Origin of the sequence: Micavibrio aeruginosavorus ARL-13 (assembly GCF_000226315.1) — a bacterium.
In the GTDB taxonomy this organism is placed as follows: domain Bacteria; phylum Pseudomonadota; class Alphaproteobacteria; order Micavibrionales; family Micavibrionaceae; genus Micavibrio; species Micavibrio aeruginosavorus_B.
Genome location: NC_016026.1, coordinates 1,331,459 through 1,346,536, shown reverse-complemented (window position 1 = coordinate 1,346,536; position 15,078 = coordinate 1,331,459). Strand labels below are relative to the sequence as shown.

Here is a 15,078-nt window from a genome sequence, read left to right as displayed (position 1 = left end):
ATTGATAATCCGCCAAATACCTGCACAATCGCCCCATGACAAAAAAGAACAATAAAAAGACGCGCAGCGTCGAAGATTTCTCCATCGATCCCGATTTCGTTCACTTCATCCCGCTGGGTGGCAGTGAGCAATTTGGCGTGAACCTGAACGTCTATGGGTATCAGGGCAAATGGCTGGCCATCGATTGTGGTATCGGTTTTGCCGGGCACCGTTTCCCGGGCATTGATCTGCTTTTGCCGGATCCGGAATTTATCGCGGATCGTGCCGATGATCTGGTCGGTTTGGTTGTGACCCATGCGCACGAAGATCACGTGGGTGCGGTTGCGCATCTGTGGTCGCGCCTGCGGTGCCCGATTTATTGCACGGCCTTTACCGCCAGCGTGTTGCGCCAGAAATTCAACGACCTGCCGGGCAGCAGCAATGCCAAAATCCATGTGGTGTCGCCGGGGCAGATGTTGAACCTTGCGCCGTTTGAAATGGAATTTATCCATGTGGCGCACTCAATCCCGCAGGCTGTGGCCGTTGCGATCAAATCGCCGCATGGCCATATCGTGCACAGTGGTGACTGGAACCTCGACCCCGAACCGGTCATTGGTGACAACACCGATGCCGCAGCGTTCAAACGTTTGGGCGATGAAGGGGTTCTGGCTTATATCGGCGATTCTACGAACGCCGAAGTTCCGGGCAACACGTTGTCGGAGATGGAGGTCCAGCGTGGCCTGACCGCCTTGTTCGGCGAAGTGAAAGGGCGAATTGCCATTACGATTTTTGCGTCCAACATTGGCCGCGTTCATTCCATTTGCAAGGCAGCCGAGGCCAATGGCCGGTCCGTTGCCTTGCTGGGGCGGTCCTTGCACCGCATGACTGGTGCGGCGCGTGAATGCGGATACTTGAACGATGTGCGCCCATTTTTGGAAGAGGACGAGATTGATTCCGTTCCGGACGAAAATCTGGTGATGATCGTGACGGGATCGCAGGGCGAGGCGCGGGCGATGCTGGCGCGGATTGCGCGGGCCGAACACCCGTTTATTCGTTTCAATCGCGGCGACACGGTGATTTTCTCCGCGCGCCCGATTCCGGGGAACGAAGAAGAAATCAACGTCGTGAAAAACAATCTGAGCGCGACGGGCGTGCATATCGTGACACCGCTGGATACAAACCACCTGATCCACGTATCCGGTCACCCGTACCGCGATGATATTCTGGAGATGTTCAGTTGGGTGCGCCCGAAGATCGTTATTCCGGTTCACGGCGAACGTGTGCAACTGGCGGCGCAGTCGCGGCTGGCTCTGGGGGCGCAGGTGTCCAGTTCCATCGTACCCAATAACGGGTCCGTCATCCGTCTGGACCCGAAGGGGGCCGAGGTGGTCGATCATGTTCGTACGGGCACGCTGGCGGTTGAGCCGTCCCGTCTGATCCCGGCGGATCACCAGGCGATTGCCACTCGCCGCAAGCTGCAATTTACCGGCACGGTCCATGTGACTTTGGTTGTGGACGACCGGGGTGACCTGATTTCCGATCCGCGGGTGTCGACCATGGGTCTGATTGACCACGACAGCCCGGAGGAAAAGAAGCTGGAGCATGATCTGGTCGATGAAATCGAGGATTTATTCGTCGATCTGGACATTGATGCAAAAAGGACGGATGATAGCATCGCCGAAGAAGTTCGGATCGTTGCACGCCGTTTTATCAGCGATATTCTAGGGTTAAAGCCGAAAACGTCTGTGCATGTTGTTCGTGTTTGATCCATCCGGATTAAACATTTCAAAATTATGGAATTGAGGTTGCAATGACCTGGTTTACCGGAATCGTTGTGTATCTTCTGATTTGGTGGGTGACTTTATTCGTGGTTTTGCCATGGAAGGTCCAGCCGCCGCGCAGGCCGGAGCCGGGCATGGCCTCCAGCGCCCCGATCGCCGCCAATATGGGAATTAAATGCGTTGTCACAACGGTCATAGCCGCGTTCCTCTGGGTTTGCGTTTATGTGTTGATTGACAGTGGGATAATAGATTATCGATATATCGCCAGCCAGATGCAGTAAGGGGAGCCCGGCACCATGAAAACGATGACTTTTAAATTGATGATTTCCGCCGCAATTGTTGCGGGTTCAATCGGATTTTTTGCTACGAACGCAAACGCGTATGACAGCATTGTTTGCGGTACGCGCGCCGGTTTTGTTGGCGATGGTTCGGCCAATTACAAGCCGGGTGTCGATGCACATGGCAAATCTGTTGCTCCGGCTGATCTGTCCCCGCAAATGCCGGGTATGGGTGAGGTGATCCGCGTTCCGATGTCGATCAATCTGGAACAGCGTTTGTCAAAAATGCTGCCCGCCGGGACCGAGTTGAAGGCCGATGCCGGGCTGGTTGAAATTTATCGCGATGGCCGCGTGATGTATAACGGTATGGACATTACGACCCAGACCAACACGCTGTGCCGCGAAAAGCCGGTTGTTGAGCAGGCCCCGCCGAAGAAAAAAGTCAAAAAGGTTGCCGCTCCGGTTGTTGAATCTGAACCTGTTGCGGCCGAGCCTGTAACCGAAGAACCCGCACCGATCGTGCAGGACATGGCACCGGCTGTTGAAGAGCAGGCTCCGGCCGTTGTTGAGGAAACCCCGGCACCGGAAGCGACAGCGCCTGAAGCCGCCCCAGAAACAGCACCAGAAACCGCTCCTGTACCGAGCGATGAGATGAGCGGTGAAATGATGATGGATCCTGCTCAGGCTCCATCGGCACCCCCGGCATCTCCGTTGCCGGAAGGCAGTCTGCCTGTTCCGGCTGAAACAATTCCGGCACCGGATGCCCCTTTGGCACCGGCAATGCAGGCCCCGGAAACCCTGTCGGCCCCGCCGGCAGATCAGGGGAACATCACCATCCTGGCACCTGAGGCGGAGATGGCTCCGCCACCTGCCGCGATGCCAGTTCCTGCACCAGCGCCGGCGCCCGCGCCCGCTCCGGCACCGGCTCCGCGTGGCCCGGAAGATGATAAATTGCCGAGCGCAGGCGGGTTGTAATCAACCCGCCCGTTGAGGGCGAACAATTGACATTTGATTAGTAGAAGGAAGGACGCCCATGTCCGGTGCTCAGGCGAAGCAATCTGCTTCGGGCCAGAAGGTTAAAACTGCAATTACGCCCACACGAGGCGAAGATTTTCCGCAGTGGTATCAGGCGATCATCAAGGCCGCCGATATGGCGGAAAATTCGCCTGTGCGCGGTTCCATGATCATTAAACCCTATGGCTTTGCGCTGTGGGAAAACATCCAGCGGGCACTGGATGACATGATCAAGGCCGAAGGGGTGCAGAACGCGTATTTTCCGTTGCTGATCCCGCTGAGTTTCATCAGTCGTGAAGCTGAGCATGTCGATGGGTTCGCCAAGGAATGTGCAGTTGTAACGCACCACCGTTTGGAGGCGGGTCCGGATGGAAAACTGATTCCGGCCCCGTCCGCGGAATTGGAAGAACCGTTCGTTATCCGTCCGACATCGGAAACCATTATCGGTGATGCGATGTCGCGTTGGGTGCAATCGTACCGCGATTTGCCGTTGCTGTTGAACCAATGGTGCAACGTCATGCGGTGGGAAATGCGCACGCGCCTGTTCCTGCGCACGTCCGAATTCCTGTGGCAGGAAGGGCACAATGCCTTTGAAACCGCAGAAGACGCGCATGAAGATGCGATGAAAATGCTGCGGGTTTATAACGAACTGTATGAAAACGTATTGGCGATGCCGGGCATCATGGGCGAAAAAACTGCCGATGAACGTTTCCCCGGCGCCGTGCGCACTTTCACCATCGAAGCAATGATGCAGGATGGCAAAGCGTTGCAGGCCTGTACGTCCCATGATCTGGGGCAGAATTTTGCCAAGTCATGCAATATTCAATTCCAGGGCCGTGATGGTCAGCAACACCATGCCTACACCACGTCATGGGGGCTTTCGACGCGCTCCATCGGCGGGTTGATCATGACGCATGGCGATGATGATGGCATGATCATGCCGCCGAAAATTGCACCGCACCAAGTCACCATTATCCCGATCGTTCGTGACGATGCCGGGGCCGCCATGGTGATTGAGCGTTGCAAGGAAATTTCCGACGGTCTGCGCCGTGCCGGTTTCCGCGTTCACTTCGACAATTCCGATGCCCGTACCCCCGATAAAATGTGGGGCAGCATTAAACGCGGCGTTCCGGTGCGTGTTGAAATTGGCCAACGCGAAGCGGAGGAGGGCACATTGACCTTCATTCGCCGCGATCTGGGCAAGGATTCCAAGAAAACGGTCAAGGTCGAAGAATTTTTCGGCACACTGCAATCCGTTCTGGATACGATGCAGGCCGATATGTTGGCCCGCGCCCGTAAATTCACCAATGATAACATCACCGATGTCAAAACATTGGGTGATATCCGCTCGTTCTACGAAGGTGGCGGGCTTGGGTTCGTGCGTGCGCCGTCCTCGATTATCAATGAGGCTGGTCTGGCCGAGCTGAAAAAAGATTTGTCGCTGACAACGCGATGCCTGCCATTTGCTGATGAAGGGAAAACCGTCCTGATCGGTAAATCATACTAGGGATGCTTTGATCTCTAAAAATTCAAAGCGCCCTGGCTTTAAAACAAAAAATAAAAACAGGGAACGGGAATGGGACAGAATAAAAAATGGCTTCTGGACATGGATTGGAACCAGGATGCTGCCGCATTTGCAAAAATTGTTGAGCAGCATGTTTACACCAATCCTAAACCGTTGGAGCGTTTGGATGATGTGATGAACGCATTGTCTGAATTCTTCGATGGTGGTGATGGGTACGCCGAAATTAAGGCGGGCATGGCCTGGCTTTACATGGGTGCCGTGCCCGACGCCATCAAAGCGGATTTCAGCCCGTATATGCAGGCCTTTCTCACTGAATGGCAGACATTGCAGGTTGAGATGGGACAGCATGGCATTGTGCCGCGTGAAGGTGCGCGGTCGCATGCCGCGGCGGAGCCACGGCAACTGGCGAAGCTGTTTAACATTATGGCCATGGACGATGCGCTGAAGGCCGCGCGTCATGACCCGTTGATGGGGCACCGCATGTTGCCGAAGAAGATTGAACAGGCCAAGGCATGGTCCGCATTCTGGGGTGATACCAATCATCCCCGTCTGGATCAGGGGCATGCGGGTCGTGTGACGTTAATGCAAAACCGTCATGCAAATATTGTGACGGATCTGGACTGGCGGGGGCATATGCCCCGTAATGATTTTTAACCTCGTACGGGTGTTGTAAAGAAGTCGATGTTCTCTCCCTTTGAACGCATGGTGGCCGGACGATATTTGCGCGCGCGCAAGGCCGAAGGATTCGTATCCGTTATCGCCGGATTTTCGTTTGCCGGTATCATGCTGGGCGTGGCAACGTTGATTATCGTGATGTCGGTGATGAACGGATTCCGGCAGGAATTGGTAACCCGCATTCTGGGCCTGAATGGGCATATCAACGTCTATTCACTCAGCGCACCGCTGGAAGATTACAGCATTATGAAGTTACAGATCGGCGATGTGCCGGGTGTAACATCCGTTTCCGGCATCATCGAAAGCCAGGCCCTGATGACCATTAACGGGTATTCCACCGGCGTGATGGTCCGTGGTATGACCCGCGATGACCTGATGAAAAAGCCGGTTTTGTCTGATCACTTCATCGAAGGTGAGCCCGCGGATTTCGTGGGCTACAGCGCCGCCATCGGCCGCCTGATGTCCGAAAAATTGAATTTGAAAATCGGCAGCACGTTTACGCTGGTTTCGCCGAAGGCCAAAGTGACGCCATTTGGTGGGATGCCCAGCAGCCGGACCTTTACCGTGGCGATGATTTTCGATGTCGGTATGTATGAATATGACTCGAATTTCATTTTCGTGCCGCTGGATGCTGCACAGGCGTTTTACCAGATGGGCAAGGCCGTATCCTCACTGGAAATCGTCACCAAGAACCCGCAACATCTGAATACGGTTAAACGGGATATTTCCCTGATCACTGACGGCGTTGCCGGGGTTTATGATTGGCGTGATAACAACAGTTCGTTCCTGAACGCGTTGCAGGTGGAACGGAACGTTATGTTCCTGATCCTGACTATGATTATTCTGGTCGCGGCGTTTAACGTCATTTCATCCATGATCATGCTGGTCAAGGACAAGGGGCGCGATATTGCCATCATGCGGACCATGGGGGCCACACGACGCAGTATGATGAAAATATTTATCCTGACCGGGGCCAGCATTGGGGTCGTGGGGACGTTCGTTGGCACGGCGTTGGGTATTGCCTTTGCCCTGAACATCGAATCCATCCGTCAATTCTTGCAAGGTTTGACCGGCACGGAATTGTTCAGCGAAGAAATCTATTTCCTGTCGAAATTGCCCGCCGTGATTGATTGGAACGAAGTGATTGCCGTGATCGCCATGGCCTTTACCCTGTCCATTTTGGCGACATTGTATCCGGCATGGCGCGCCGCGCGCCTCGATCCGGTGGAGGCTCTGCGTTATGAGTAACATTCTGCTGGACGTTAAGGGCCTCGAAAAAACATTTCATCAGGCGGATCAAAGCCTGACGATCCTGAAGGACCTCGACCTGCAACTGCGCGCTGGCGAAATTGCCGCGTTGGTGGGGCCATCGGGTGCGGGTAAATCGACCTTGCTGCAGATGATTGGCCTGCTCGATAAACCGACGGGCGGCACGATTATGGTTGGTGATAAAGACGCCAGCAACCTGAACGATTCCGCACGTACATCGCTGCGCCGCGATTCTATCGGCTTCGTGTATCAGTTTCACAATCTGCAACCGGAATTCAGCGCGCAGGAAAACGTGATGATCCCGCAGATGATTGCCGGCAAATCGCGGGCCGATGCCATGGCACGGGCGGATAAATTGCTGGGCGCCCTTGGTCTGGCCCACCGGTTGGATCACCGTCCGGCGCGCCTGTCCGGTGGGGAACAGCAACGCGTGGCCATTGCCCGCGCAATTGCGAACAAACCGCGCATCCTGCTGGCCGATGAACCTACGGGCAACCTCGACCCGCATACGGCGGACCATGTGTTTGAAATGCTGATCCAATTGACCCGTTCGGCGGGGATTGGGGCGTTGATCGCCACGCACAACATGGATCTGGCCAAACGCATGGACCGGGTGTTGGAACTGAAAGACGGGAAAATTACGGTCCGTTAAGGCTGTATTCTCATGCTTGTCATCCCCGCCTTGTGCGGGGATCCGGAATTGACCGGGATAATCATGTATTTATGGCCCCGGATCCCCGCACAAGGCGGGGATGACAGCCGGGAGATGGGTTTTCACCCTTGGAAATCCGCCATAAATTCGGTTTAATGGCGGCCATGTCCAAACCGCACGCAAATTTTGTCCATTTGCACACCCATTCCGCCTATTCATTGGCGGAAGGGGCGATCAAGGTTAAGGACCTCGTCAAACTCTGCCAGAAAAAATCCATGCCGGCGGCGGCCATTACCGATACGGGGAACCTGTTCGGTGCAATGGAATTCGCGCTGGAGGCCGCCAAGGGCGGTGTGCAACCCATCATCGGGTGCCAGATGCGTCTGGGTGTTGAGGGGCATCATCTGGTTCTGTTGGTACAGAATACGCAAGGGTACAAGAACATCAGCTGGCTGGTCAGCCAGTCTTTCATGGCCGCCGAAAGCGCCACCGATGATCCGCACATTACGTGGGAAAATCTGGACGGCCATTCTGATGGTTTGATTTGCCTGAGTGGTGGAGTTAAGGGGCCAATTGGGCAGTATCTTCTGCACAATCAACCCAAGCCTGCCGAAGAATCCTTAAAGCGTTTGACCAAGCTTTTTGACGGGCGGTTTTATATCGAACTGCAACGCCACGATCTGCGCGAAGAAGATCAGATTGAAGAGGCGTTGATCGACCTGGCCTATAAACACAACATTCCGTTGGTGGCCACCAACGATTGCTATTTCGCGACCGAGGATATGTACGAAGCGCATGATGCACTGCTGTGCATTGCCGGTGGGCGTTATATTACCGAAGCCGACCGCCGCCGCGAAACGCGTGAACATTATTTTAAAAGTGCGGCGGAAATGGAGGCCTTGTTCTCCGACCTTCCCGAAGCGATTGAAAACACGGTGCGGATTGCGCAACGCTGTTCCTTCCTGCTGAAACCGATCAATCCCATTTTGCCGCCCTTTGCCACCGAAGGTGGACGGACCGAAGTCGATGAATTGAAGGTGCAGGCGGAAGAGGGCCTGAACTGGCGTTTGCAGAATTTTGTCTTCACCGAAACGATGGACGAGGCGACCCGCGCCGAAGTGGCCAAACCCTATCACGACCGATTGGCGTTTGAACTGAACGTGATCGTGCAAATGGGGTTCCCCGGTTACTTCCTGATCGTTTCTGATTTTATCAAATGGGCGAAGGATAATAACATTCCGGTGGGGCCGGGACGGGGATCGGGTGCGGGTTCCGTTGTCGCATGGTCGTTGAAAATTACCGACCTTGATCCGCTGCATTTCGGTTTGCTGTTCGAACGTTTCTTGAACCCCGAACGTGTATCTATGCCGGACTTCGACGTGGACTTTTGTCAGGATCGACGGGACGAAGTGATCCGGTATGTGCAAAACCGTTACGGTTACGACCACGTGGCCCAGATTATTACGTTCGGTCAGTTGAAAGCCCGCGCCGTTGTGCGTGACGTGGGGCGTGTCTTGCAAATGTCGTATGGCCAGGTGGACCGGATCGCGAAAATGATCCCGAACAACCCGGCCAACCCGATCACGCTTGAAGAAGCGCTGGAGCAAGATCCGGACCTGAAAAACGAATTGTACAAGGACGAAACGACCTCAAAACTGGTCGACATTGCCTTGCAATTGGAAGGGTTATACCGCCATGCCTCAACCCACGCCGCCGGTGTGGTGATTGGCGATCGCCCATTGCATGAATTGGTGCCGCTCTACCGCGAACCGGGCACGGACATGCCGGTGACGCAGTTCAACATGAAATATGTTGAACAGGCGGGATTGGTGAAATTCGACTTCCTCGGCCTGAAAACCATGACGGTTATTCAGAAAGCGGTGGAGTTGATCAAGGAATCCAAGGGCGAGGATATCAATATCCTGCAAGTACCTTTGGATGACCAAAAAACATACAAAATGCTGGCCGAGGGCAAGACGGTTGGTGTGTTCCAGCTTGAAAGTTCCGGCATGCGCTCCACCCTGACGGGGATGAAGCCGAACCGGTTGGAAGATATTATCGCCCTCGTGTCCCTGTATCGTCCCGGCCCGATGGATAACATTCCGCGCTATATTTCCATTAAGGAAGGCAAGGAAGACCCCGACTACATGCATCCGTTGCTGAAGCCGTATCTGGAAGAAACATACGGCATCATGATCTATCAGGAACAGGTGATGCAGGCGGCGCAGGCCTTGTCCGGTTACTCACTCGGCGGCGCTGACTTGCTTCGTCGCGCCATGGGTAAAAAGATTAAGGCCGAGATGGACGCGCAACGGCAGAAATTCGTCGATGGCGCCAAAGAACACAACAACGTCGATCCCGAACAGGCCGGATATATTTTCGACCAGATCGATAAATTCGCCGGATATGGTTTCAACAAATCCCACGCCGCAGCCTATGCCCTGATTGCGTATTGGACCGGGTGGCTGAAGGCCAATTACCCGACTGAATTTATGGCGGCGTCCATGACGCTGGATGCTGGCAACACCGACAAACTGGCGATTTTCAAACAGGAAATCGACAAGATGGGCCTGTCGCTTTTGCCGCCGGATGTGAATGAATCAAAAACCATGTTCTCGGTCGAGGGCGATGCGGTGCGTTACGCGCTGGCCGCACTGAAGGGCGTGGGCGCGCAGGCGATGGAACGCATCGTCGTCGAACGTGATACCAACGGTAAATATAAAACGCTGGCCGATTTCGCAACGCGTATGGACGCGGCCGGTATGAACAAACGCCAGATTGAACAGATGGCCAGCGCCGGCGCGTTTGATAAATTGCATCCCGACCGGGCCAGCGTGTATGGCGGGGCCGAAATTATTATGCGCTACGCCCAGTCACTGGCGCAGGAAAAGGCCGCGGGGCAGGCCAGCCTGTTTGGCGGCGGTCCGGCTGGCGGTGGATCGGGATTGGGGCTGCCGGAATTTCCCAAGGTCGATCCGTGGGATCCGCTGGAAAAATTGAAACATGAATTTGATGCGGTTGGTTTCTATCTGTCCGCGCACCCGCTGGATACCAAGGCGGCGCAGCTGGAACGCATGAAAATCGTGACCATGGCCAACGTGGAAGAACAATTGGCCACGCGCCATGCCGTATCGGTTGATATGGCCGGGGTGCTGTTGAAGAAACAGATCAAAGTGTCACAGAAATCAGGAAACAAATTCGCGTTCCTGCAACTCTCTGACTCCTCCGGCGTGTATGAAGTTGTGATCTTCTCCGAAACATTGGCGCGGTCGAAGGATTTTCTGGAACCGGGCGAAGCCTTGTTGTTAAAAGCCGCCGCCGAAATGCAGGATGATCAGGTCCGCCTGACCGTGCACGATTTGCGCCCGTTGGATGACGCGCTGGCCGGAAAAATCCGTGAGGTGCGTATTGTTATGACCGATGCGGCCCCTGTGCAGAAATTGAAAGATCTTCTGGATGTTGAAGGCCGTGGTCCGGCGCGCGTGTTTGTCCATGTGCCGTTAAACGATGTCGAATACGCCGAAATCACTTTGCCTGGATCATGGTCATTCTCGGCCCAGGCCCGGCAAGCCCTGCAAAAAACCCACGGCGTGGGTGAGGTTCAGGAGCTGTAAACCATGCAGACATCGATGATCGACCCAAGCTGGCTCTCCCGCATCGGCCCTGAATTTGATCGCCCTTACATGACGAATTTGCAGACTTTTTTGAAATCTGAACACGCCAACGGCAATGTGATCTATCCGCGCGAAGACCATATTTTCAATGCGCTGAACCATACGAAATTCGATGATGTCCGCGTGGTGATTTTGGGCCAAGACCCGTATCACGGTGAGGGGCAGGCGCATGGCTTGTCATTCTCCGTTCCCGATGGCGTTAAAATTCCACCCAGCCTGCGCAATATGTACAAGGAACTGGAGCGTGATTTTGGCGTTACACCGCCCAGCCACGGCAATCTGACCCGGTGGGCGGAGCAGGGGGTTTTGTTATTGAACGCCACCCTGACCGTTCAGGCGGACAAAGCCGGATCGCACCAGAACAAGGGTTGGGAAGATTTCACGGATGCCGTCATCCGCGCCGTGAATGACGGACGCGACCATGTGGCCTTTATGCTGTGGGGGTCGTATGCCCAGAAGAAGGGGGCCTTCATCGACCAGTCCCGCCATCTGGTCCTGACCGCGCCGCACCCCTCACCACTCTCTGCCCATCGCGGGTTCATCGGCTGCGGGCATTTCCGGGCCGCCAATGATTATCTGGCGGAGCAGGGCCGGGCCGCTGTTCAGTGGATTTAATTAAATAAAATCAATTGATTGGCCGAATTCCTCCCATTTCATGCTGCACCTGCGATAAAATAAGTCTGCGACGGCGTACTCTGGTGCCTTCTTTTCCGGCGAAACTGCTTGAAAACTGCGGCTGATACGGGTATATCACACGCACTTAAATCCACATGCGGGGATTGGGATTCGTCATTTTGGCGCTCCCTCCGGTGTTTTTGAATGGTTCAAAAATCACGCTCCGCAGAGGTTAAACCGGAAAAAAGGACGTAAATACAATGGCTATGCCGACATTCACTATGCGCCAATTGCTCGAAGCTGGCGTTCACTTTGGTCACCACACCCGTCGCTGGAACCCGAAAATGCGCCCGTTTATCTTCGGTGTGCGCAACGGCATCCACATCATGGACCTGCAACAAACGGTTCCGATGCTGGACGCTGGCCTGAAAGGTATCCGCGATATCGTGTCCAAAGGTGGTCGCGTTCTGTTCGTTGGCACGAAACGCCAGGCGCAGGACAAAGTGGCTGAAGCTGCGAAAAAATGCGGCCAGTACTATGTAAACCACCGTTGGTTGGGTGGTATGATGACCAACTGGAAAACCGTTTCCGGTTCCATCAACCGTCTGCGCGAACTGGACAGCATCATGTCCAGCGACATGGCCAGCAAATACACGAAAAAAGAACTGCTGATGATGGCACGCGAGCGTGAAAAGCTCGAAAAATCCATCGGCGGTATCAAAGAAATGGGCGGTGTTCCGGACGCTTTGTTCGTGATCGACACCAACATGGAAGATATCGCGATTAAAGAAGCGAACATGCTGGGTATTCCGGTATTCGCAATTCTGGACTCCAACAGCGATCCGGCTGGCGTTGATTTCCCGATTCCGGGTAACGACGACGCGCTGCGCGCCATTGAACTGTACTGCGACCTGGTTGCGGCTTCGGTTCTGGACGGTCTGCAAGCCGAACTGAAATCCTCCGGTGCCGATATCGGCGCCCGTGCGGATATCACGGAAACGCTGCCGGCAGCTCCGGTTGCTGAAAAGAAACAGGCAACCGCCTAATTCAACCGATCAGACAATCGGGGCGTAACAGCCCCGATTGTTCTTTAAGCTTAATCTGAAGATTCACGAATAAAGGACTGAAAAATGGCTGATATTACCGCCTCTATGGTGAAAGAACTCCGCGAAAAATCCGGCGCTGGCATGATGGATGCCAAACAAGCCCTGGTCGAAAACAACGGCGATATCGAAGCCGCTATGGACTGGCTGCGCACGAAAGGTCTGTCCAAGGCCGCGAAGAAATCCGGTCGTACAACGGCTGAAGGTCTGGTTGCTGTTGTTGCCGAAGGCACCAGCGCAGCGATCGTTGAAGTGAACGCTGAAACCGACTTCGTTGCCCGTAACGATCAGTTCCAGGCTCTGGTTCGCAACGTTGCCAAAGCGGCCCTGAAAGGCGCTGGCAAAGTTGAAGAAGTGGCTGAGGTTGTGATCGAAGGCGGTAAATCCGTAAAGGACACGCTGACCACCCTGATCGCCACGATTGGTGAGAACATGAGCCTGCGCCGTTCGGCCAAACTGGCTGTAAACGACGGTATTGTGGCGACCTATGTTCACAATGCAATCGGCGACGGTCTGGGCAAAATTGGTGTTCTGGTTGCGCTGGAATCCACGGGCGATAAAGCCAAGCTGGAAGCTCTGGGCAAGCAAATCGCTATGCACGTTGCTGCGGCTAACCCGGCCTATCTGGACAGCTCGTCCGTTGACCCGGACGTTCTGGAGCGCGAAAAGAACGTGATCCGCGAAACCGCCAAAGAACAAGGCAAAGCTGCCGACATTATCGAAAAAATGTTGGAAGGCCGTGTTCGCAAGTACTATGAAGAAGTTTGCTTGATTGAGCAGATCTTTATCATGGACGGCGAAACCAAAATCTCAAAAGTTATCGAAAACGCATCCAAGGATGTTGGCGCTCCGGTGAAACTGGCTGGTTTCGCACGCTTCCAACTGGGTGAAGGCATCGAGAAAGAAGAAACCGACTTCGCTGCGGAAGTGGCGAAAGTGGTAAACGGTTAATCCGTTTTTTCAAAGAATTGCGAAAACCCCGCCAACTGGCGGGGTTTTTTCATGGTGTGTTATGGCTGGGAAAAAGGCACCCCCGACCTGTAAAACCCCGAAATCCCCGGAAAATTGCCTTGTTTCCGCCCCACAGGCTGATTAGAGTAAGGCCGATTTGAAAATGCCGAAAAGCCCCGAATAAACAAAGAGATCAAAGATGAAGGCCGCCCCTATGTCTGCGCAATCCTGTGATTCTTCCGTTCCGACCGTTGACCCGTCTGTCCGCTTCAAGCGCGTGTTGCTGAAAATGTCGGGCGAAGTGTTGATGGGCGATCGTGAATACGGCATCGACCCGGCCACCATCGATCGGATCGCCGCAGATGTGAAGCAGGCGATTGAGTTGGGGGTTCAGGTGTGCGTCGTCGTTGGGGCCGGGAACATTTTCCGTGGTGTGTCCGGGGCCGAAAATGGCCTGGAGCGTGTCACTGGGGATTATATCGGCATGTTGGGCACGGTGATGAATGCGCTGGCTCTGCAATCCGCGTTTGAAAAAGTTGGCGTGCCGACCCGCGTGCAATCGGCAATTCCGATGCAGGCTGTGTGCGAACCCTTTATCCGCCGTCGCGCCCTGCGCCACATGGAAAAAGGCCGCGTTGTGATCTTTGCCGCCGGTTCGGGCAACCCGTTTTTTACAACCGATACGCCGGCGGCCTTGCGCGCCACGGAAATGGGCTGTGATGCATTGTTCAAGGGCACCAAGGTTGATGGCGTTTATTCCGCCGACCCGCATAAGGACCCGTCGGCCACCCATTACGATACGTTGTCCTATATGGACGTGCTGACCAAGGATTTGAAGGTCATGGACGCAACGGCGATTTCGCTGGCCCGTGAAAACCACATTCCAATCGTGGTGTTCTCGGTGTTGGAAGCGGGCAATTTTGCCAAGGTTGTCCGTGGCGAAGGCAAGTTTACGATCGTGACCGATCAATAAGTACGAAGAAGACCAAGGAGAAATCACAATGGCTTACGATAAAAATGATCTGAAACGCCGCATGGATGGCGCGATGGAACAGTTGAAAACCGAATTTACGGGCCTGCGCACCGGACGTGCCGCGACCAGCATGCTGGAAACCGTTCAGGTTGAAGCATACGGCTCGCACATGCCGATCAGTCAATGCGGTTCGGTCAGCGTGCCGGAACCCCGTATGCTGACGGTTACGGTATGGGACGCAACCATTTCCAAAAACGTTGAAAAGGCCATTCGTGAATCCGGTCTGGGTCTGAACCCGCAGGCCGAAGGTAACGTCATCCGCGTGCCGGTTCCGCAATTGAACGAAGAGCGCCGCAAAGAACTGACCAAAGTGGCCGGTAAATATGCTGAAGGTGCCCGTGTTGCCGTGCGCAACATTCGCCGCGACGGTATGGATGGCATCAAGGCGATGAAGGGCGAAGTGTCCGAAGACGATCAAAAGCGTTTGTCCGATGAAGTGCAAAAGCTGACCGATGGTTACATTGCACAGATCGACAAAATGTTGGTCGATAAAGAAAAAGACATTATGACCGTTTGATCCTGGTATTTC

General features: G+C 54.6%; 13 protein-coding genes. All 13 read left to right on the top strand.

Annotated features, from left to right (window positions below):
• Positions 1–35 precede the first annotated feature (35 nt).
• The 13 genes from MICA_RS06365 to frr all read left to right on the top strand — a co-directional run bounded on the left by MICA_RS06365 (position 36) and on the right by frr (position 15,066).
• Positions 36–1,745, top strand: coding sequence for a ribonuclease J (locus MICA_RS06365; protein ID WP_014102894.1), 1,710 nt, complete (start codon positions 36–38; stop codon positions 1,743–1,745).
• Between the two features lie 44 nt (positions 1,746–1,789).
• Complete coding sequence (locus MICA_RS06360; RefSeq protein ID WP_041793886.1) at positions 1,790–2,041, top strand: DUF1467 family protein; 252 nt, start codon at positions 1,790–1,792, stop codon at positions 2,039–2,041.
• Positions 2,042–2,056: 15 nt separating this feature from the next.
• Positions 2,057–3,013 carry a hypothetical protein gene (locus tag MICA_RS12250; RefSeq protein WP_014102891.1) on the top strand — a complete coding sequence of 319 codons (957 nt, stop codon included), beginning with the start codon at positions 2,057–2,059 and terminating at the stop codon, positions 3,011–3,013.
• A gap of 58 nt (positions 3,014–3,071) precedes the next feature.
• Complete coding sequence (gene proS, locus MICA_RS06350) at positions 3,072–4,559, top strand: proline--tRNA ligase (protein ID WP_014102890.1); 1,488 nt, start codon at positions 3,072–3,074, stop codon at positions 4,557–4,559.
• Positions 4,560–4,628: 69 nt separating this feature from the next.
• Positions 4,629–5,231 carry a hypothetical protein gene (locus MICA_RS06345; RefSeq protein ID WP_014102889.1) on the top strand — a complete coding sequence of 201 codons (603 nt, stop codon included), beginning with the start codon at positions 4,629–4,631 and terminating at the stop codon, positions 5,229–5,231.
• 27 nt (positions 5,232–5,258) lie between these two features.
• Positions 5,259–6,500 carry a lipoprotein-releasing ABC transporter permease subunit gene (locus tag MICA_RS06340; RefSeq protein ID WP_014102888.1) on the top strand — a complete coding sequence of 414 codons (1,242 nt, stop codon included), beginning with the start codon at positions 5,259–5,261 and terminating at the stop codon, positions 6,498–6,500.
• Entirely contained in the window at positions 6,493–7,173 is a 681-nt protein-coding gene (locus MICA_RS06335) for an ABC transporter ATP-binding protein (protein ID WP_014102887.1), read from the top strand. The genes MICA_RS06340 and MICA_RS06335 overlap by 8 nt, the downstream gene beginning before the upstream one ends.
• 128 nt (positions 7,174–7,301) lie before the next feature.
• Positions 7,302–10,787, top strand: coding sequence for a DNA polymerase III subunit alpha (gene dnaE / locus MICA_RS06330; protein WP_014102886.1), 3,486 nt, complete (start codon positions 7,302–7,304; stop codon positions 10,785–10,787).
• 3 nt (positions 10,788–10,790) lie between these two features.
• Positions 10,791–11,462: a uracil-DNA glycosylase gene (gene ung, locus MICA_RS06325; protein ID WP_014102885.1), complete on the top strand. Its 672-nt coding sequence runs from the start codon at positions 10,791–10,793 to the stop codon at positions 11,460–11,462.
• A 260-nt stretch (positions 11,463–11,722) separates the two neighbouring features.
• Positions 11,723–12,508 carry a 30S ribosomal protein S2 gene (rpsB, locus tag MICA_RS06320; RefSeq protein ID WP_014102884.1) on the top strand — a complete coding sequence of 262 codons (786 nt, stop codon included), beginning with the start codon at positions 11,723–11,725 and terminating at the stop codon, positions 12,506–12,508.
• Between the two features lie 84 nt (positions 12,509–12,592).
• Positions 12,593–13,516, top strand: coding sequence for a translation elongation factor Ts (tsf, locus tag MICA_RS06315; RefSeq protein WP_014102883.1), 924 nt, complete (start codon positions 12,593–12,595; stop codon positions 13,514–13,516).
• 214 nt (positions 13,517–13,730) lie between these two features.
• A complete protein-coding gene (gene pyrH / locus MICA_RS06310; protein WP_187287625.1) occupies positions 13,731–14,489 on the top strand; it encodes a UMP kinase in 759 nt (252 codons plus the stop codon).
• A 28-nt stretch (positions 14,490–14,517) separates the two neighbouring features.
• A complete protein-coding gene (gene frr / locus MICA_RS06305) occupies positions 14,518–15,066 on the top strand; it encodes a ribosome recycling factor (protein ID WP_014102881.1) in 549 nt (182 codons plus the stop codon).
• The last annotated feature ends 12 nt before the right edge of the window (positions 15,067–15,078 follow it).